We start from the raw sequence: 18,853 nt of genomic DNA on the forward strand, positions 1-18,853 counted from the left end.
CCGCAAGGGACACTGGCAGCGCCGGCTGCTCGACCGGCTCTTCGCCGCCAGGGGCCGCACGCCGCGGATCGTCTGCGAGGGCGACGAGCCCAGCGTCGAAACCGGCGACTACCCCTGGCTCACCCCCGAGGCGGGCGTGCTCCACCGGACGTACGCGCCGCACGACCTGGCCCCTGAGCTGGCGCGGGCCGGAGTGGGTCGGACGGTGCTGGTGCAGGCCGCCGACTCATGCGCCGAGACCGACGCCCTGCTGGCCCTGGCCGACGCCCACGAGTTCGTCGGCGCGGTGGTCGGATGGATCCCGCTGCTACGCCCGGACGAGGCCGCCGAGGCGATCGCCCGGTACGCCGCCCATCCGAAGTTCCGCGGCGTCCGGCACCTGATCCACGACGAGCCCGACCCCGACTGGCTGGTCCGCGACGAGGTGCTGGAGTCGCTGGGCCTGCTCGCGGCGGCCGGGCTGACGTTCGACGTGGTCTCGCTGCTGCCCAGGCACCTCGACCACGTGGTCACGCTGGCCGGGCGGCACCCGTCCCTGAAGATCGTCATCGACCATCTGTCCAAGCCGCGCATCAGGGACCACGAGTGGGAGCCGTGGGCCGGCGGGCTGGCCCGCGCCTCCCGCTTCCCCAACGTGTACGCCAAGGTCTCCGGCCTGGTCACCGAGGCCGACCACCGGAACTGGACGGTGGAGGACCTGCGGCCGTACGTGGAGCACGCCGTCGAGCTGTTCGGCCCGGACCGGCTGATGGCCGGCAGCGACTGGCCGGTGGCCCTGCAGGCGGCCGACTACCGGACGGTCTGGGAGGTCACCGGCGCGCTGCTCGGCGGAACCGACCGGGACCTGGTGCTCGGAGAGACAGCCAGGGGTTTCTACGGGTTTAGCTGACTTGGCGCCGGAAACGGGGAAGGGCGTGGGGGGACTACGCTGTGTCGATGGATCGTACCTGACCGTCACGCCGGTGGCATGCACGGACACCGTCGGCACGCCGTACGAGATCACCCTTGAGCTCCATCGCGACGGCACGCCGTACGGCAGCGTGGGGGAGCGGTGCGGCTGGCTGCTCGCGCGCCTGGCGCGCGGGGTCGACGAGGCGCGGCAGGGAAGGGGGGCGGCCCGGCGGTGGAACGACCCCGACGACCGCTTCCCCGACGAGGAGCCGGAGAGCGAGCTGTTCTCCTTCCGCTACCGCACCCGCTCGGGGCTGGTGGGCGGCGGCGAGTTGCGCTGCCAGCTGCGCACCATCCCCATCTGGCAGCCCGCGCCGGGTCAGTGGCGGCTGACCCGCAGGGCCTACGTCGAGGCGTGGGGGGCCTCCGGCGTGGGCATGAGGGCCGTCCTGACGTCGGCGGAGTTGTCCGAGTTCGTCCGCGAACTGGTCCATGAAGCCGAGGGGTGTCTCGGTGGAAGAGATCTCGCCAGGAATCCCATTGGGGGAGCAGGCACGGGCGAAACGCGGTGATAATTGCCTGTTGGGTCATTCGACCAAAGGCACAGCACCGCTGGGGAGGCACTCCGTGGGCCTGCGCGACCTGGTCTACCGGCTGTACGAACACAGGCTGGAGACCAAGCTGTCCAAGGACAGCGTTCCCCGGCATGTCGGGGTCATCATCGACGGCAACCGCCGCTGGGCGCGCGCCATGGGCATGAGCGACGTGGCGACCGGCCACCGCAAGGGCGCGGACAAGATCTCGGAGCTGCTCGGCTGGTGCCGGGAGACGGGCGTCGAGGTCGTCACCGTCTGGATGTTGTCCAACGACAACCTCAACCGGCCGCGCGAGGAGCTGGAGCCGCTGCTGCGCATCATCGAGGACGTGGTCCAGGAGCTCGTGGACGAGGGCTGGCGGATCAGCCCGGTGGGCGCGCTCGACCTCCTCCCCGACCGCACGGCCAATGTCCTGAAAAATGCAAAAGAAGCGTCATCACACCGTCCGGGCCTGATTGTGAACGTTGCAGTTGGGTATGGAGGAAGACGTGAGATTGCCGATGCGGTGCGCTCACTCCTCCAGGAGCATGCGAGTAAGGGCGCCAGCATCGAGGACCTCGTGGAGGTCCTCGATGTCGAACACATCGCGGAGCATCTCTACACTCGCGGCCAACCCGACCCGGACCTCCTCATCCGTACGTCGGGCGAGCAGCGTCTGTCCGGATTCATGTTGTGGCAGAGCGCTCACTCCGAGTTCTACTTCCACGAGGCTTACTGGCCGGACTTCCGCAGGGTCGATTTCCTGCGGGCGCTGCGCGATTACGCTGCGAGACACCGGCGTTACGGTTCTTGATGCGACATTCGGGTATCCAGGACGTAACGTTGAAAGTGTCCGGCCACAGGCCGGGCATCCCGGAGAGGGCCCGCCTTTGCACCGACATCTGCTGAGGGGGGCCGGAGTCCGGCTCCGCCGGCAGGTTGCGGTCGGGGACGCGGGTCCGGTCCGGTTCCCACCTCGTCTGCAGGGTGCCCGCACCTATGGGCGCCCGGGGGAGAACGTGTGGCAGTGTCCTCGAGCAACCCTACTCACCAGCCGGCCAAGCGCACGTACGTGCTCGACACCTCGGTCCTGCTGGCCGACCCGGCGGCATTGACGCGCTTCGCCGAGCACGACGTCGTCCTTCCCATCGTGGTCATCACGGAGCTGGAAGGTAAGCGGCACCATCCCGAGCTCGGCTACTTCGCGAGGAAGGCCCTGCGCTACCTCGACGACCTGCGGGTTCAGCACGGCAGGCTCGACGAGCCGATGCCGACAGGGGATGGAACGATCAGGGTTGAGCTCAACCACAGCGATCCGTCCATCCTGCCCGTCGGGTTCCGCCTGGGCGACAACGACACGCGCATCCTGACCGTCGCGCGCTCGCTCGCGGCCGAGGGCTGCGACGTCGTGCTGGTCTCCAAAGACCTGCCCATGCGGGTCAAGGCGGCCTCGATCGGCCTGGCGGCCGAGGAGTACCGCGCCGAGCTGGTGGTCGAGTCCGGCTGGACCGGGATGGCCGAGCTGCAGGTGACGGCCGAGGACGTCGAGACCCTCTTCGACAAGGGCGTGGCCGACCTGGAGGAGGGCAGGCAACTGCCCGCGCACACCGGCCTGCGGCTGCTGTCGGCCAAGGGATCGGCGCTCGGCAGGGTGGCGCCGGACAAGTCCGTCCGCCTGGTCCGCGGCGACCGCGAGGTCTTCGGCCTGCACGGCCGCTCGGCCGAGCAGCGCATCGCGCTGGACCTGCTGATGGACCCGGAGATCGGCATCGTCTCGCTGGGCGGCCGGGCCGGCACCGGCAAGTCGGCGCTGGCGCTCTGCGCGGGCCTGGAGGCGGTCCTGGAGCGCCGCCAGCACCGCAAGGTGGTCGTCTTCCGTCCCCTGTACGCCGTCGGCGGCCAGGAGCTCGGCTACCTGCCGGGCACCGAGGGCGAGAAGATGGGCCCGTGGGCGCAGGCGGTCTACGACACGCTCGGCGCGATCACCTCGCCCGAGGTGATCGAGGAGGTGCTCGACCGGGGCATGCTGGAGGTGCTCCCGCTGACGCACATCCGCGGCCGGTCGCTGCACGACGCGTTCGTGATCGTGGACGAGGCCCAGTCGCTGGAGCGCGGGGTGCTGCTCACGGTGCTGAGCCGGATCGGCGCCAACTCCCGGGTGGTGCTCACGCACGACGTCGCCCAGCGCGACAACCTGCGGGTCGGCCGGCACGACGGCGTGGTGGCGGTGGTGGAGAAGCTGAAGGGCCACCCGCTCTTCGCGCACGTCACGCTCACCAGGTCCGAGCGTTCGCCGATCGCCGCCCTGGTGACGGAGATGCTGGAGGACATCACGATGTGAGCCGCGGCGGGCTCACCTGAGCTCGCGGCAGGTGTACGGCCGCCCCTCCGCCTTGGCGGGGCGGCCGTCGTTCTCCCGGACGATCTTCACCTGCTCGAACGCGAAGTCCTGCTGCGCGGTGCAGACGATCTGGGCCTTGCCGAGCCTGCTCAGCGGCCGGTCGCCCTTGAAGTACACGGTCAGCGTGGAGGTGCGCGGGAGCTGCATCTCGTCGCGCTGCACGGGGTCGAGCGAGTCCTTCATGCCGACGTACTCCAGGCCGTGCAGCTCGGTCGTGCGGTCGCCGAGTGGCTGGTCGGAGGCGGCGAAGAGGGCGCCGAGCAGGCTGCCCACGGTGCCGCTCTCGACGTCGGCGGGTTCGAGCGTGAGCTGCTTGTTCCTGATCAGGTAGATGGTCTTCGAGGGCGGCGGGAGCTTGATGGTGGGCGCGGCGCCCTTGGTCTGGACGTCGGTCGGCGAGATGCCGCAGGCCGCCACTGCCAGCAGGGCCGCGGCGGCGACGAGGACCCGGCGCGCGATCATCGGTGCGGTCGTCGGTGCCTTCATCGGTGCCTTCATCGGTGCGGCAGCCAGACCGTGAACAGGGTGCCCGGCTGCTGGGCGCGTACGGAGATCGTGCCGCCGTGCAGGTGCACGTTGGCGCGGGCGATGGCCAGGCCGAGGCCGCTGCCCTGGCTGCGGGCCCGGCCCGCGCCCGCCTTGAAGAACCGGTCGAAGACGTGCGGCAGCGCCTCGGCGGGGATGCCCTTGCCGTGGTCGCGCACCTTCACCTCCAGGCCGTTCTCGGTGCCGCGCGCGGTGACCTCCACCGGGGGCAGGCCGTGCTTGAGCGCGTTGCCGACCAGGTTGGCCACGATGACGTCGAACCTCCTCGGGTCGAGATTGACGGTCAGGCCCTGGGAGGCGGTCACGTCCACCTCGTCGCTCCAGCCGCGCACCTCCAGGCAGTCCAGGATGGCGTCGGCGACGTTCACGGGCTCGACGTTGAGCGTCGCGGTGCCGGCGTCGAACCTGCTGACCTCGATCAGGTGCTCGACCAGCTCGCGCAGGCGCCCGATCTCGCGCAGCACCAGCCGCACGGCCTCCGCGGGCGCGTCGGGCAGCCGGCCGGCCTCCTCCGAGAGCATGTCGGCCACGGCCGTCATGGCGGTGAGCGGCGTGCGCAGCTCGTGCGAGACGTCGGCCACGAACCTGCGGGACATGGCCTCCAGCGAGCGCAGCTCCGACACGCTGAGCTCCAGCGCCGCCGCCGCGTCGTTGAACCTTGCGGTCAGCTCGGCCAGCTCGTCCTGGCCGTGCACCGGCAGGCGGGTGTCCAGCCGGCCCTGGCCGAGCGCCTGCGCCGCCGCGCTGAGCCGCCGTACGGGCAGCAGCACCTGCCGGGCCGACAGCAGCGCCACCACCAGCGCGATCAGCACGATCACCGCGCCGCCCTGGGTGAGCGTGTTGCGCAGCGTCGTGAGCTGGCTCTCCTCGTCGTGCAGCGGGAAGAACACGAACGCGCGCAGCCCGGTGGCCTCGGGGGCGACGCCGGGCTCGAACCGGTGGACCTCGGCGCCGACGATGAGCCACAGCTCGTTGCCGATCACCTTGCGCTGGGTGACGACGTTCTGCTTGGCCCGGCCGTACAGCTCGTTGGGGACGTCCTTCATGGTCATCGGGCCGTCGGCGGACAGCAGGTTGCCGTACTCGACCAGGACGCTGCGACCGGGGCTGGACAGCGTGCGGACGACCTGGTCGAGCTCCTTCATGGACGGCGCCGCCTCGCCCGGCCTGAGCTTGCCCACGGGGAAGGTGATCCGGCCGAGCTCGCGGGTCACCAGGTCGAGGGAGGTGGTCTCGGCCCTGGTCACGAGCGCGGTCTTGGCCAGCTCGAAGCCGATGGTGGCGACCAGCGTCGACGCGGTGACCGCGACGAGGGTGAAGGTGATGACCAGGCGCGCCCGCAGCCCGGTGGGCAGCGGGATCACGGAGGGCTGAACCGGTAGCCGAACCCGCGCACGGTGTGGATGAAGACGGGCTCGGCCGGCCTCGGCTCGATCTTGGCGCGGACGCGCTGGACGCAGGCGTCCACCAGCCGCGAGTCGGCGACGTGCGTGTGGTCCCAGACGACCCGCAGCAGGTAGCGGCGGTTGAGCACCTGGCCGGGATGCCGGACCAGCTCCAGCAGCAGCCGCAGCTCGGTCGGCGTCAGGTGGATCTCCTTGCTGGCCAGCGTCACCTTGAGCGCCCCCCGGTCGATCACGAGGTCGCCGAAGGTGATGCGGTCGGAGGTCGCGGACTCGGCCCTGCGCAGGATGGCCCGGATGCGGGCGTCGAGCACCCGCGGCTCGACCGGCTTGACCACGTAGTCGTCGGCGCCGGCCTCCAGGCCGACCACCACGTCCAGGTCGTCGCCGCGGGCGGTGAGCAGGATGACGGGGAGCTGGTCGAGCTTGCGGATGCGGCGGCAGACCTCGACGCCGTCGATGCCGGGCAGCATGACGTCGAGGATCGCGATCTCGGGACGGCGGGCGCGGATGTGGTCCAGAGCCTCCTCGCCCGTCGCATAGGACGTGACGGAATGTCCCTGTCGCGTCAACGCCAGCTCCAAGGCTGTGCGGACGGAGGGATCGTCTTCTACAAGGAGGATGCCGGCCACGCGCACATTATTATTCCATGTCCCCTATACCCGGGTTGTGTCATCAAACTGTGACCGGGTGCGGATCAGATCCTGAAGATGGGGCGGAAGCCTGAAAGCGGCCTCCCTTCGGTGCGGGCGCTCGAAGGGAGGCGCCAATCAGTCTGTGACGAAATTCACAATTTTTCGTGAAAAAGGTTGTTACCTGCTGGTTGGCCAAGAGAACGTCAACCGAATCCCGCGTTCCGGTTGCGGACCACCCCCTATGACAGGGCAAGCTCATGGATCGTGAGCCCCGGTCCGCAGTTGAGTGAGCGCCCCCCGAAGGATGACCTTCGCTCGGCGCGCCGCCGGCCTTCGCGTTTCACCCCCAAGCGCATCGCCGTCGCCGTCGTGTCCTTGGTGGTGGTCGTGGGCGGTGGCGGTTACGTCGCCTACCGCGCCGTCGACAACGCGAACAAGCCGCCGGTCGACCCGTTCACGGCCGAGCAGCTCGGCGCGCTCGCCGGAGGCAACCTGTTCGCCCCCGACCCCGAGACCGACGCGCTGAAGAACGCCGCCGAGCAGGCGTGGCGGGCCGACCAGCTCAAGAAGGGCCGCGGCGGCGCCGCCAAGAAGCTCAGCTGGGTCGTGCCGAAGAAGGCGCCGGGCGGCAGCGGCTTCCCGCCCGCCAACTTCCCGCCGGGCAGCAACCCCTCGCCGGGCAGCAACAAGGCCGTCGCCAAGTCGATGCTCGCCGCCAAGGGCTGGGGCGCCGACCAGTGGGGCTGTCTGGAGCTGCTCTGGCAGAAGGAGAGCGGCTGGAACGAGCGGGCGATGAACCGCTACTCCGGCGCGTACGGCATCCCGCAGGCCCTGCCCGGCAGCAAGATGGCCAGCGCGGGCGGCGACTGGCAGACCAATGCGGCCACCCAGATCGCGTGGGGCCTCGGCTACATCAAGGGCCGTTACGGCACGCCCTGTGGCGCGTGGGGGCACTCGCAGTCCACAGGTTGGTACTGACAGGTCAAACTCTTCTTCTGTAATCGGCAAGCCGTCTCACCCGATCGTGTATGAGCGGCGCACGCTGGCCGCATGGGTGTGAAGGTCAGTGTGATCGTCAATGTCCACAACCCGGGTGACACCGCGGACGCGTGCATCCGCTCCGCGCTGGAGCAGACGTTGCCCGCCGCCGACTACGAAGTGATCTTCGTGGACGACGGGTCCACGGACGGCATCGGGGAACGGCTGGACACCATCGCCGGTCTCCGCGAGAACGTCCGCGTGCTGCACCTGCCGCACACCGGATCGCCCTCTCGCGGCCGCAACATGGGCGTGGCCGCGGCGGAGGGCGATTACGTCTACTTCCTCGACCAGACCGACCGGCTGGCCCGCGACGCGCTGGCCCGCATGCACGAGCGCGCGGTCGAGACCGACGCCGACGTGCTGATCGGGCGGCTGGCCCGCGAATACGGGCCGCCGATGGTGGCGTTCGAGCGCAGCAGCGCCCGCGCCGACATCCTGCGCGAGCGCCTGATGACGCTGCTCGTCCCGCAGCAGCTCTACCGCCGGGCCTTCCTGGAGGAGCACGAGCTGGGCTTCGGGATGCCCGGCGGCCGGCTGGCCGAGCAGGCGTTCGTGATGCGGGCCTACCTCGCGGCCAAGGTGATCGCCGTCCTGGCCGAGGAGGTCTGCTGCCAGCTCGGGCCGCGGCCCGAGGCGCCCGAGGAGGACCCCCGGGTGATCGTGGCCGGGCTGAGCACGCTGCTCACCGACATCGACACCTACGTCGGCGCCGGCCGCCAGCGCGACCGCATGTACGCCTACTGGTTCCGCTCGGCCGTGCTCAGGCCGCTGCTGACCGCCAGGTTCGCCGACTCCTCCGTGGACCGGGGCATGCACTTCCGGGTCGTCCAGGAGCTCATCGGCGAGCGTTTCCCCGAGCGGATCGACCGCTACCTGCCCGTCCAGCTACGGGCGGTGGCCGCGTTCGTCCGGAGCGGACGCCTGGACCAGATCGTCATGTTCGCCAACTCCACCCGGCGCGCGGGCCTGCGCGCCGAGCTCACCGAGATGCGCTGGGACGCCCACATCCTGGTGCTCGGCCTGACCGTGGAGGTCATGTCCGGCGACGGCCTGCCCGACCGCTACCGCGTGGACGGCGAGCGCCTGCACTGGATCCCGCCGCGCTCGGCCGACACCAAGCTGCTGTCCGACGACGTCACCGACATCACGGCCGACGTCGAGCGGGCCCGGATCGACGTCTACGTCCGGCACAGCAAGACCGGCGTGGTGCACTTCCTGCCGGTCACCCAGCACGTCGAACGTCTCCCCGACGGCCGCCGCCGGGTCCGCGTGCAGATCAGGGGCGAGGTCCGCCTGGACGTGACCAGCGCCGCGATGGGCCAGCCGCTCAGCCCCGGGCAGTGGGAGGTGCACGTCCGCATGTTCAGCGGCGCCAACCAGGCCAGGAGCCGGGTCGGCCGGGCCGAGGGGCCGCTCAACTGCCTGGGCGTGCTGGCCCAGCGGCCCAGGATGCGGCTGGTGGTGCCGTGCTGGTCGGACAAGGGGGAGCTGGGCCTGGCGGTCGAGCCGCGCTCGTTCTCGGAGTCGATCGCGCTGGTGTCGCCGGGGGTGACCGTCCGCCAGCTCGACGGCCACGTCTACGTCGTGCTGCCGGTCCCGTACGTGCCGCCGAGCGGCGGGCCGCCCCTGGAGCTGGTGCTGCGCAGCACCGGCCGCCGGGAACGCGAGGTGTGCGCGCCCGCGCTGGTCGAGGCCGGGGTGCCGGGGAAGCTCGCCGGCCAGCTCGTCGCCAAGATCCCGGTCAGGCGGCACATGCCGAGCGAGGAGCAGCTCGGGCCGGGCGCCTGGCTGTCGTCGCTGCGCTCGTCCGACGAGGAGATCGGGCTGCGGTTCGGCCTCCAGGTGCGCCGCGGCCGGGTCGAGACGCGCCCGGCCGTCGCGGTGGACCCCCAGCGGCGCTCGCCCATGGGCCGGGACACCGCGCTCCACCGCCTCGGCAGGCGCCTGCCCGGGGCGCGGCACATCGTGCGCTGGGCGCGCGCGGGCAGGCATCGCTACCTCAAGGAGTGACCCAGCCCTCCAGCTCCTGGAAGGCGTCCCTGAAGGCCGGGAGCATGGGCCTGAGCCGGTCGGGATAGACGTCGACGAGGCTGTCGAGGTGGTTGCCGCCCTCGATCCGGTGGTAGCGGAACGGGCGGTGAGGGCCGACCATCCTGGCGTAGACGTCGGAGTCGCGGGAGATCGGCAGCAGCGAGTCGAGCGTCCCGTGGATCGTGATCAGCGGCTTGGTGATCCTGCCGGTCAGCCCGATCCTGGCCATCGCGGCGTACGGCCGGCGCGCGTCGTAGTCGTAGTCGGCCGCCGCGCCCGCGTAGGACGGGTCCAGCTCCTTCTGGTAGAGCTGCTGGGTGAGCTCCCAGTAGTACTGCCGGTGGAAGGGCCACAGGAACTCCGACCCCGGCGCGAACCCGGCCGCCCGCACGCCCGCCTCGTCCGGGTACGCCTTCAGCGCGGGCGGCAGGAAGTTCAGCAGGTTGTCGCCCTTGACCCGGAAGAGCGTGCCCTCCCAGTCCACGCCGCCGTCGTAGAGCCAGCCGCGGTTCTCCAGCTGCCACCTGACCAGGTAGCCGCCGTTGGACAGGCCGGCCATGAACGTACGGGCCGGCGGGCGGCCGTACCGCTGCCTGACCACGGACCTGGCGGCCACGGCGAGCTGGGTGACGCGCTCGTTCCACTCGGCGATGGCGTCGCCGGGGCGGCGGCCGTCCTCGTGGAAGGTGACGCCCACGTTGCCCTTGTCGGTGGCGGCGAACGCGTAGCCCTTGGACAGCACCCAGTCGGAGATCGTGTAGTCGTTGGCGTACTGCTCCCGGTTGCCCGGGGTGCCGCTGACGACCAGGCCGCCGTTCCACCGGTCGGGCAGCCTGATCACGAACTGGGAGTCGTGGTTCCAGCCGTGCGTGGCGTTGCCGGTGGAGGTGTCGGGGAAGTAGCCGTCGAGCTGGATGCCGGGCACGCCGGTCGGGTTGACGGTGGCCTTGGAGTGCAGGCCGGCCCAGTCGGCCGGGTCGGTGTGGCCGGTGAGCGTGGTGCCGGCCGTGGTCAGGTCGTCGAGGGTGGCGCTGATCAGCTTCTCCGCGCCGGGCACGGTCAGCTCGCCCGCGGCGGGGGCGGTGAGCAGGCTCGCGACCAGGGTGAGGGCGACGAGCATCAGACCTCCTCCAGGTGCTCGGCCAGCAGGCGGCCGAACTCGGCGGGCCGCTCCAGGTGGGGGCTGTGGCCGCAGTCGTCCAGCACGACCTCGCGGTAGCGGCCGTAGCGGTCGAGCACCGCCCTGGTCTGGGTCACCATCGGCTGGGCCGGGGTGCCGGGGGAGCCGGGCACGACGCCGATCGCGCCCAGGTGGGCCAGGTCGAACAGCGAGGTGTCGGAGACGATCACGTCGTCGGCGCCCCTGATCCACAGGACGGGCGGCCTGGGGCCGATCTCGTGCAGGTCGTCCAGGCGGAAGTGGGTGGGGGCGCACGCGTTGAGCACGCCGTGCTTGCCGGGGGCCACGCCGGGCCAGGCGGGGGAGCCGGCGGCGTCGCCCGGGTAGTTGGCCTCGCCCACGCGGGTGGTGAGCATGGACCGCAGGTAGAAGTCCTCGTCGGGGATTCGCGGGTGCTTGACGTAGCCGGTGCGGAGCACGTTGCGGGGGGACGTGGGAGATTCATCCGACATGTCGCCCGCCTTGAGCCGGGCCACGAAGTCCGGGTTCGCCGCGCCGGCGCCCGATCCCGCGCCGTCGGGGTGGGTGAGCGTGCCGTCCGGGCCCTCGGTGCCGCCGAAGCCGTACGGGGAGATCGGGTTGACCAGCGTGACGCTCCTGACCAGCTCCGGACGGTCGCGCAGGAGCTGCAGGACGACGCCGCCGCCGAGGCTCCAGCCGACCAGGTGCACGCCGTCGAGCCCGAGGGCCTCGACCAGCTCGGCCAGGTCGTCGGACCAGTCGCGCAGGCCCCTGGTGGCGTCCACCGGCTCGGGGTCGGTGTCGCCGAAGCCGCGCAGGTCGGGGGCGAGCGGGCGGTAGCGGGCGGGCAGCGCGGCCATGCTGTCGCGCCAGAAGGCGCCGGAGGAGACGTTGCCGTGCACGAACAGCACGGGCTCGCCGGACGTCCGGCCCTCGACGGTCAGGACGTGCTGCGTGAGGCGGGGGGTGGTGACCTTCATCGCGCGTGGATCCTCTCGGCCAGGTCGCGTCCCTGGGTCTCGCGGGCGGTGTAGACGGCGACCAGCGTGAGCACCGCCGCCAGGCCAAGGTAGACCGAGATGGGCACGCTGCTGGAGTAGCTCTTGAGCAGCGCCACCGCGATCAGCGGGGCCAGCGCGCCGGCCACGATCGCCGAGAGCTGGGCGCCGATCGACACGCCGGTGTAGCGCGTCCTGGTGCCGAACAGCTCGGAGAAGAAGGCCGCCTGCGGGCCGTACATCATGCCGTGGAAGAGCAGGCCGACGGTGACCGCGAGGGTGATCGCCAGGAAGTTGCCGGTGTCCACCAGCGGGAAGAAGGCGAAGATCCACACGCCGATCCCGGCGGCCCCGGCCAGGTAGATCGGACGGCGGCCGACCCGGTCCGACAACGCGCCCCACATCGGGATCGTGACGAAGTGGATCGCCGAGGCGACCAGCACCGCGGTCAGCACCGTCGAGTTGTCGATCTTGGCGTTCTTCGCGTACGTGATGACGAACACCGTCAGCAGGTAGAACGAGATGTTCTCGGCCAGCCGGGCGCCGATGGCGGTGAGCACGTCCTTCCAGTGGTGCCGCAGGACGCCCACGATCGGCGCGGTCAGCTCCGGCTCGGCCTGCTGGAACACCGGCGACTCGCTGATCGTCAGCCGGATCCACAGCCCGACCATCACCAGCACCCCCGACAGCAGGAACGGGATCCGCCAGCCCCACGACAGGAACGCCTCGTCGGACTGCCAGGCGGCCAGCACCGCCAGCACGCCCGTGGCCAGCAGGTTCCCGCCGGGCGCGCCCGCCTGTGGCCAGGAGGCCCAGAACCCGCGGCGCTTCGTGTCGCCGTGCTCGGACACGATCAGCACCGCGCCGCCCCACTCGCCGCCGAGCGCGAAGCCCTGCACGAGCCGCAGCGCGGTCAGCAGCAGCGCCGCCGACGAGCCGAGCGTGGCGTACGTCGGCAGGCAGCCGATCAGGAACGTGGCGGCGCCCATCATCAGCAGGCTGACCACCAGCAGGGTCTTGCGGCCCACCCGGTCGCCGAAGTGGCCGAAGACCAGGCCGCCGAGCGGGCGGGCGACGAATCCGACGGCGTAGGTGAGGAACGACAGCAGCGTGCCGGTCAGCGGATCGGACTCGGGGAAGAAGAGTTTGTTGAACACGAGAGCGGCTGCCGAGCCGTACAGGAAGAAGTCGTACCACTCGATGGTGGTGCCGATCAGGCTCGCGGCGACGATCCTCTTGATGGAAGTGGCCATGCCGGTCACGGTAAAGAGTGACCGGCGTCACTTATATGGGGCCAGGACCCACAGTCTGCCGGGAGGATGTGTGGCCGAGCCGGTGCAGGCGGAGGGCGAGCTGGATCTCCAGCGCGCGCTCGGGCTCCAGCCAGCCGTCGCCGAGCAGCTTGCCGATCCGGTCGAGGCGCTGGGTGACGGTGTTGACGTGGATGTGCATGGCCTCGGCCGTACGGGAGGGTGAGCCGCCCGTGCCGAAGTAGGCCGACAGGGTGTCGGTGAGCGCGGTGCCGCGGCGGGCGTCGTAGTCGATCACCGCGCCGACCACGCGGCCGACGAAGCCGCGCACGTCGCGGCCGTCGCCCACGAGCAGCCCGACGAAGCCCAGCTCGGCGGGGCTCGCGCCGTCGCCGGCCCGGCCGAGCGCGAGCAGCGCCTCGGCGCACCGCCGCGCCTCCTGGTACGCCTCCGCGACGTCCCGCGCGCCCGCCGATCCGCCCGCCGATCCGCTGGTCGCGCTGCCTCCTGAGCCGCCTGCCGGCGCGCCCGGCGGGCCGCCGGGTGAGGCTTCGGGGAGGCGGGCGGGGGAGGCGCCCGCCGTCGCCGGGCTGTGCAGGGACGCGCTCAGCTCGGCCGCCACCCGCTGGGCCAGACCGCCCGCGTCCACGCCCGGCAGCAGCAGCACCACCTCGTCGCCGCGCCCCGCCGCCAGCCCGTGCCGGACCGTGGCGTGCGAGGAGGCCCAGAACGCCGCCCGCTCCCGCTGGCCGCCGTGCCTGGCCACCACCACGACGTGCGGCGCGCGCAGGTCCACGCCGAGCCGCCGGGCCCGGTCGGCCAGGCCCGGCGAGTCCGGCCGCGAGATCAGGTCCTCCAGCAGCTCGCCCCTGACCCGGCCCTCGGCCTCGGCCACGCTCCGCCTGAACAGCAGCAGCAGCGCGCACACCAGCGCCGCCCGCTCCAGGATGCGCTCGTCGGCGTCGTCGCTGCGCAGGACGAGCGTGCACAACGGCTCGCCGCCGACGTCCACCGACGCGATCAGCTGGTCGCCCCTGCGCACGGTACGCCCCAGCGCCCTGGACGCCTGCGCCGCCTCGAACACCCCGGCGTCCAGCTCGCCCACGTCGCCGGTGATCGGCCGGCCCAGGTCGTCGAGCACGGCCAGCGACCCGCCGAGCACCTCGGTCACCACGGCGGCGACGTCCTCGATGCCGCCGCCGCGCAGCACCAGCGAGGTCATCCGGTCGTGGGCCAGCGCGGCCCGCTCGACGGCCTCGCCGTGCGCCCTGGCGGTGCGGTGGGCCTGGGAGAGCTCCTCCAGGGCGTTCCTGGTCTCCTGGAGCAGCCGGGCGTTGTCGATGGCGACGGCGGCGTGCGCGGCCAGGCTCGCCAGCAGCGAGACCTCCTCCTGGTGGAAGGGCCTGGCGCTGCGGTTGGCCGCCATCAGCACGCCGATCACCCGCTGGCCCAGGCGCAGCGGCACCCCCAGGATCGCGACCAGGCCCTCCTCCTTGACGGCCTCGTCGATGTGACCCTTGTGCCGGAACCTGGCGTCGGCGAAGTAGTCGGCGGTCGCGTACGGGGTGGCCGTCTGCGCGACCAGCCCGCCCAGCCCGGCGCCCATGGCCAGCCTGAGCGCCCGGAACTTGGCCGAGATCGACCCGTCGGTGACCCGCATGTACGTGTCGCCCTGCTCGGGGTCGTGCAACGTCATGTACGCGATGTCGGTCGCGAGCAACTGCCTGGCCCGGTGGACGATGGCTTCGAGCACGGCGTCGAGGTCGCGCAGCGCGGCCAGGTCGCCGGCGGTGTCGTAGAGCGCCGACAGCTCGGCCTCGCGCCTGGCCCGCCGCCTGAGCAGCGCCCTGACCTTCAGCGCCTCGACCTTGGCCTGCTCCAGCTCCTCGATCGTGGCCGGATCGGCGCCCTGCGCCCTGGCCTCCACGATCGGCCCCTCGAACTCGACCGCCGACGCCTCCCGCGCCAGCAACTCAAGGAAGTGGGTGCTCACTAATGGGCCGTCCAGCCGCCGTCTACCGGGAGGGAGGTGCCGGTGATGAAGGAGCCGTGCGGGCCGCAGAGGTAGGCGACCAGTTCGGCGACCTCCTCGGGCTCGATCAGCCGCTTGATCGCGGCCGGCTGGAGCATGATGTTCTCGACGACCTCGTCGCTGCCGATGCCGTGCACCCGGGCCTGGTCGTCGATCTGCGCCTCGACCAGCGCGGTGCGCACGTACGCCGGGCACACGCAGTTGGACGTCACCCCGTGGGCCGCCCCCTCCAGCGCGACGACCTTGGAGAACCCCTCCAGCGCGTGCTTGGCCGTCGTGTACGCCGACTTGTACGGCGAGGCCCGCAACCCGTGCACCGACGACATGTTCACGAACCGTCCCCACCCCCGGGCGTACATGCCGGGCAGCACCCGCCGCGCGATCAGGAACGGCGCCTCCACCATCACCCGCATCATGGCGGAGAACACCTCCGGCGGGAAGTCCTCGACCGGCGCCACGTGCTGGAACCCGGCGTTGTTCACCACGATGTCCACCGGCTCGTCGGGCAGCGACGCCGCGAAGGCCGGATCGCTCAGATCGGCCACCACCGCGACCCCGCCGACCTCCGCGGCCACCTTCCCGGCCGCCTCGCCCTGCCTGTCGACCACCAGGACCTTGGCACCCGCGGCGGCCAGTCGCCGGGCGCAGGCGGCGCCGATGCCGCCCCCAGCCCCCGTCACCAGCGCGGTCCGCCCAGTCAGCTCCTTCGCCATACTCCGAACCCTAGGCGCTCGCCGCGCCGGGACGCATGGGTGCGGCCGACATAGATCCGAGCCGACCTATGTGGATCACCCCTCCGTCGGCGGCCGGGTCATGGACAGCACGTCGAGGGCGGCGTCGAGCTGCTCCTCGGTCAGCGTGCCGTCGGCGACGTGGCCGCGCTCGACGACGACCTCCCTGATGGTCCTGCGCTCGGCCAGCGCCTGCTTGGCTATCTTGGCCGCCTCCTCGTAGCCGACGTGCCGGTTGAGCGGGGTGACGATCGAGGGGGAGGACTCGGCGTACTCGCGCAGGCGCTCGACGTTGGCCGTGATGCCGGCCACGCAGCGGTCGGCCAGCAGCCTGGACACGTTCGCCAGCAGCCTGATCGACTCCAGGATGTTGCGGGCGATGACCGGGAGCTGCACGTTCAGCTCGAAGCTGCCCGAGGCCCCGGCGAAGGTGATCGCCGCGTCGTTGCCGATGACCTGCGCCGCGACCATGGCCGTGGCCTCCGGGATCACCGGGTTGACCTTGCCCGGCATGATGGACGAGCCCGGCTGGAGGTCCGGCAGGTTGATCTCGCCGAGCCCGGCGCGCGGGCCCGAGCCCATCCAGCGCAGGTCGTTCGCGATCTTGTTGAGCGACACGGCCACCACCTTGAGCTGCCCGGACAGCTCCACGATGGAGTCCTGGGCGCCCTGGGCCTCGAAGTGGTCGGCGGCCTCGCGGAAGGGGATGCCGGTCGCCTCGGCCAGCTTCGCGATCGCCCGCTGCGCGAAGCCGGGCGGCGTGTTGATGCCCGTGCCGACCGCCGTCCCGCCCAGGGGCAGCTCCAGTACGTGGTTCAGCGCCGTGCGCACGCGGGTGCCGCCGTGGTCGATCTGGGCGGCGTACCCGCCGAACTCCTGCCCGAGGGTCACCGGCGTGGCGTCCATCAGGTGGGTCCGGCCCGACTTGACCACCTGCGCGAACTCGGCCTCCTTGGCGTGCAGCGTCTCGGCCAGGTGGGCGAGCGAGGGCAGCAGGTGGAAGGTCACCTCGATCGCGGCCGCCACGTGGATCGAGGTCGGGAAGACGTCGTTGGACGACTGGGAGGCGTTCACGTGGTCGTTGGGGTGCACCGGCCGTCCCAGCCGCTCCTCGGCCAGCGTCGCGATCACCTCGTTGGCGTTCATGTTGGACGAGGTGCCCGAGCCGGTCTGGAAGACGTCGATGGGGAAGTGGGCGTCGTGCTCGTTGTCGGCGACGTCCGCGGCGGCCTGCGCGACGGCCTCGGCCAGATCCTTGTCGATCACGCCCAGCTCGCCGTTGACCTCGGCGGCGACCGCCTTGATCAGGCCGAGCGCGGCGATGTGGGACGGTTCGAGCGGCCGTCCCGAGACCGGGAAGTTCTCCACCGCCCGCTGGGTCTGGGCCCGCCACCGCGCTCCCGCCGGCACCCGGACCTCGCCCATCGAGTCATGTTCGATTCTGAACTCGCTCATGACTCCAGTCTGTCCCACGGCCGGGCGATCAGTCCGGGGCCGGCCCGCCCCGGGCGGGGACGGGCCGTCGTACCGAAGACGGGCTCGCTCAGCTGGAGATGAGCGCCACGATGAGGACGGCGATCACGACCGCGGCGGCCGCCGCCACGGCCATCAGCACGAGCATGCCGTTGCGGTTGCCCGCCTGCGGCTTCTCGGGCGGCCCTGCGATGGCGAACAGGTCGGTCCCGAGGCCCTGGCCCTGGTGCGGGCCGGCGGCGGGCGGCACCGGCTGCCCGGGCCGGCTCTGCCCGGGGCCGCCCGGCACCGGGCCGCCCTGCTGCGGGCCCCCCGGACCCTGCTGTCCAGGACCCTGCTGTGCCGGGCCCTGCTGCCGCGCGGCGTGCGGCGGTTGCTGCGCCGGGGGGTAGACCTGCTGGCCGGGGGAGCCGCTCCGCGGCGTGGCGATGTGCCTGGTCGTGACGGTCCCCTCGTCGTCGGGGGGCTGCGGCGAACGGTCGCCGCCCTGCTCGGGCCCCGGCGGGAACGGCCCCTTGGGACGCATGACGCTGACGGTCCGGTCGGGGTCGAAGCCGCCCTCGTCGCCGGCGTCACCCGTCTGCGGCGGCTGCGCCGGGCGCGCGGCCTGCGGCGGCCGGCCCGGTGCGGTGCTCTGGGGCATCGTCGGCGCCCCCAGCGGGCTACGGGCGGGCTCCTGCGGCCCTGAAGGGCGCCCCTGAGGGCCGGCGGGACGCCGTGGGCCGGAGTCGGTGAAGGGGTCGGGCAACGCGGCCTCCTGGGCCATCAGGGCTTCCGCCGTGAGCGCCGGCATCTCGCTCGTGGGCGTGTCGGCGACCATCCGCATGAGGGTCTCCGCCTTGGCGGCGCTGAGCCGCTGCCGGTAGTCCTTGTTGAGCAGCCCGTTCAGCACCGGCCGCAGCCGACCGGCCTGCGTGGGCGGGTCGGCGCTCTCGCTGAGCAGCGCCGCCAGCGTCTCGGCGATCGTGGCCCGCTCGTACGCCGGCCGCCCCTCGACCGCGAAGTACAGCGTCGCCCCCAGCGACCAGATGTCGGACTCGGGCCCGGTGTACTCGCCCCTGGCGCGTTCCGGGGCCGTGTAACCGGGCGAGCCGATCACCATGCCCGTCTTGGTGAGCCGCGAGTCGCCCTCGGCCTTGGCGATGCCGAAGTCCGTCAGGACCACCCGGCCGCTCTCGGTGATGAGCACGTTGCCCGGCTTGACGTCGCGGTGCGTGATGCCCTGGGAGTGCGCGGCGCGCAGCGCGCCGAGCAGGTCGACGCCGATCTCGGCCACGAGCCGCGGCGGCAGCGGGCCCTCCTCCTCGATCACCTGCTCCAGGGAGCGCGCCTCGATGAGCTCCATGATGATCCAGGGGCTGTCGTCCTGGATGAGCACGTCGTGGATGGCGGCGACGGACGGGTGGTTGATCCGCGAGGCGATGCGGCCCTCGCGGACCATGCGCTCGCGTAGCTCGGCCCGCTGGTCCTCGGTGAGCCCCTGGTCCTGGCGGATCTCTTTGACCGCCACCTCGCGCCCGAGCGCGCGGTCGCGGGCGCGCCACACGGTCCCCATCGTGCCCCGGCCGAGCGGGGCGATGAGCTCGTAGCGCTCCGCGAGCAGGCGTGTCTGCTGTTCCGGCATGAGAAGAAGATATCGATTCTCGCTTGGGAAGTGCTTTACCCTCGCTTGCGAAGTTCTCTTGGCCAGAACCGCCGAGGAAGG

General features: G+C 71.8%; 16 protein-coding genes. 6 read left to right on the plus strand and 10 right to left on the minus strand.

Annotated elements, in window-relative coordinates; translation table 11 throughout:
* The 4 genes from ACWCSD_RS26610 to ACWCSD_RS26625 all read left to right on the plus strand — a co-directional run.
* Positions 1 to 889 (plus strand): amidohydrolase family protein (locus tag ACWCSD_RS26610; RefSeq protein ID WP_449918775.1); only part of this gene is annotated, 889 nt, incomplete at its 5' end.
* 73 nt (positions 890 to 962) lie between these two features.
* Positions 963 to 1,463, plus strand: a complete 501-nt coding sequence (locus ACWCSD_RS26615; RefSeq protein WP_358294473.1) for a hypothetical protein — start codon at positions 963 to 965, stop codon at positions 1,461 to 1,463.
* Between the two features lie 55 nt (positions 1,464 to 1,518).
* Positions 1,519 to 2,280, plus strand: a complete 762-nt coding sequence (locus ACWCSD_RS26620) for an isoprenyl transferase (RefSeq protein ID WP_449918778.1) — start codon at positions 1,519 to 1,521, stop codon at positions 2,278 to 2,280.
* A gap of 207 nt (positions 2,281 to 2,487) precedes the next feature.
* Entirely contained in the window at positions 2,488 to 3,807 is a 1,320-nt protein-coding gene (locus ACWCSD_RS26625; RefSeq protein ID WP_352352966.1) for a PhoH family protein, read from the plus strand.
* A 12-nt stretch (positions 3,808 to 3,819) separates the two neighbouring features.
* Here the strand turns inward: ACWCSD_RS26625 and ACWCSD_RS26630 are convergent, their stop codons facing one another.
* From ACWCSD_RS26630 to ACWCSD_RS26640, 3 genes are read right to left on the minus strand one after another with little or no spacing between them, the layout of a single operon-like run.
* Positions 3,820 to 4,353 carry a hypothetical protein gene (locus tag ACWCSD_RS26630; protein ID WP_449918780.1) on the minus strand — a complete coding sequence of 178 codons (534 nt, stop codon included), beginning with the start codon at positions 4,351 to 4,353 and terminating at the stop codon, positions 3,820 to 3,822.
* An 8-nt stretch (positions 4,354 to 4,361) separates the two neighbouring features.
* Positions 4,362 to 5,777, minus strand: a complete 1,416-nt coding sequence (locus ACWCSD_RS26635; protein ID WP_358294469.1) for a HAMP domain-containing sensor histidine kinase — start codon at positions 5,775 to 5,777, stop codon at positions 4,362 to 4,364.
* Positions 5,774 to 6,448, minus strand: a complete 675-nt coding sequence (locus ACWCSD_RS26640; protein WP_125636689.1) for a response regulator transcription factor — start codon at positions 6,446 to 6,448, stop codon at positions 5,774 to 5,776. Before ACWCSD_RS26640 ends, ACWCSD_RS26635 begins: the two co-directional genes overlap by 4 nt.
* 372 nt (positions 6,449 to 6,820) lie before the next feature.
* Here ACWCSD_RS26640 and ACWCSD_RS26645 point away from each other — a divergent pair, with 372 nt between their 5' ends.
* Positions 6,821 to 7,429 carry an aggregation-promoting factor C-terminal-like domain-containing protein gene (locus ACWCSD_RS26645; protein WP_449918784.1) on the plus strand — a complete coding sequence of 203 codons (609 nt, stop codon included), beginning with the start codon at positions 6,821 to 6,823 and terminating at the stop codon, positions 7,427 to 7,429.
* A 90-nt stretch (positions 7,430 to 7,519) separates the two neighbouring features.
* Positions 7,520 to 9,502, plus strand: coding sequence for a glycosyltransferase family 2 protein (locus ACWCSD_RS26650; protein ID WP_449918787.1), 1,983 nt, complete (start codon positions 7,520 to 7,522; stop codon positions 9,500 to 9,502).
* On the opposite strand, the gene ACWCSD_RS26655 is transcribed toward ACWCSD_RS26650, so the two are convergent.
* From ACWCSD_RS26655 to ACWCSD_RS26685, 7 genes are all read right to left on the minus strand, one after another.
* On the minus strand, positions 9,492 to 10,643 hold the full coding sequence (locus ACWCSD_RS26655) for an alpha/beta hydrolase family protein (RefSeq protein ID WP_397161314.1): 1,152 nt from the start codon (positions 10,641 to 10,643) through the stop codon (positions 9,492 to 9,494). The two genes, ACWCSD_RS26650 and ACWCSD_RS26655, sit on opposite strands and share 11 nt — an antisense overlap.
* Entirely contained in the window at positions 10,643 to 11,644 is a 1,002-nt protein-coding gene (locus ACWCSD_RS26660) for an alpha/beta fold hydrolase (protein WP_358294466.1), read from the minus strand. Before ACWCSD_RS26660 ends, ACWCSD_RS26655 begins: the two co-directional genes overlap by 1 nt.
* Positions 11,641 to 12,915 carry an MFS transporter gene (locus ACWCSD_RS26665; RefSeq protein WP_449918791.1) on the minus strand — a complete coding sequence of 425 codons (1,275 nt, stop codon included), beginning with the start codon at positions 12,913 to 12,915 and terminating at the stop codon, positions 11,641 to 11,643. Before ACWCSD_RS26665 ends, ACWCSD_RS26660 begins: the two co-directional genes overlap by 4 nt.
* A gap of 31 nt (positions 12,916 to 12,946) precedes the next feature.
* The gene (locus tag ACWCSD_RS26670) at positions 12,947 to 14,905 is read right to left on the minus strand and encodes a helix-turn-helix domain-containing protein (protein ID WP_449918794.1); all 1,959 of its coding nucleotides are present in this window, start codon (positions 14,903 to 14,905) and stop codon (positions 12,947 to 12,949) included.
* Positions 14,905 to 15,657, minus strand: a complete 753-nt coding sequence (locus ACWCSD_RS26675; protein ID WP_397161308.1) for a 3-hydroxybutyrate dehydrogenase — start codon at positions 15,655 to 15,657, stop codon at positions 14,905 to 14,907. Before ACWCSD_RS26675 ends, ACWCSD_RS26670 begins: the two co-directional genes overlap by 1 nt.
* A 75-nt stretch (positions 15,658 to 15,732) precedes the next feature.
* Entirely contained in the window at positions 15,733 to 17,130 is a 1,398-nt protein-coding gene (locus tag ACWCSD_RS26680) for a class II fumarate hydratase (RefSeq protein ID WP_449918796.1), read from the minus strand.
* A gap of 88 nt (positions 17,131 to 17,218) precedes the next feature.
* Positions 17,219 to 18,772 (minus strand): protein kinase domain-containing protein, encoded by a 1,554-nt coding sequence (locus tag ACWCSD_RS26685; RefSeq protein WP_449918798.1) that lies wholly within the window; start codon positions 18,770 to 18,772, stop codon positions 17,219 to 17,221.
* Positions 18,773 to 18,853 lie beyond the last annotated feature (81 nt).

This window comes from Nonomuraea sp. NPDC001684 (assembly GCF_053596515.1).

Bases quoted from the DNA above. Each gene is read 5' to 3' on its own strand.
- ACWCSD_RS26655 (WP_397161314.1), bottom strand. From the start codon at position 10,643: ATGCTCGTCGCCCTCACCCTGGTCGCGAGCCTGCTCACCGCCCCCGCC.
- ACWCSD_RS26665 (WP_449918791.1), bottom strand. From the start codon at position 12,915: ATGGCCACTTCCATCAAGAGGATCGTCGCCGCGAGCCTGATCGGCACC.
- ACWCSD_RS26675 (WP_397161308.1), bottom strand. From the start codon at position 15,657: ATGGCGAAGGAGCTGACTGGGCGGACCGCGCTGGTGACGGGGGCTGGG.
- ACWCSD_RS26685 (WP_449918798.1), bottom strand. From the start codon at position 18,772: ATGCCGGAACAGCAGACACGCCTGCTCGCGGAGCGCTACGAGCTCATC.
- ACWCSD_RS26660 (WP_358294466.1), bottom strand. From the start codon at position 11,644: ATGAAGGTCACCACCCCCCGCCTCACGCAGCACGTCCTGACCGTCGAG.
- ACWCSD_RS26680 (WP_449918796.1), bottom strand. From the start codon at position 17,130: ATGAGCGAGTTCAGAATCGAACATGACTCGATGGGCGAGGTCCGGGTG.
- ACWCSD_RS26630 (WP_449918780.1), bottom strand. From the start codon at position 4,353: ATGAAGGCACCGACGACCGCACCGATGATCGCGCGCCGGGTCCTCGTC.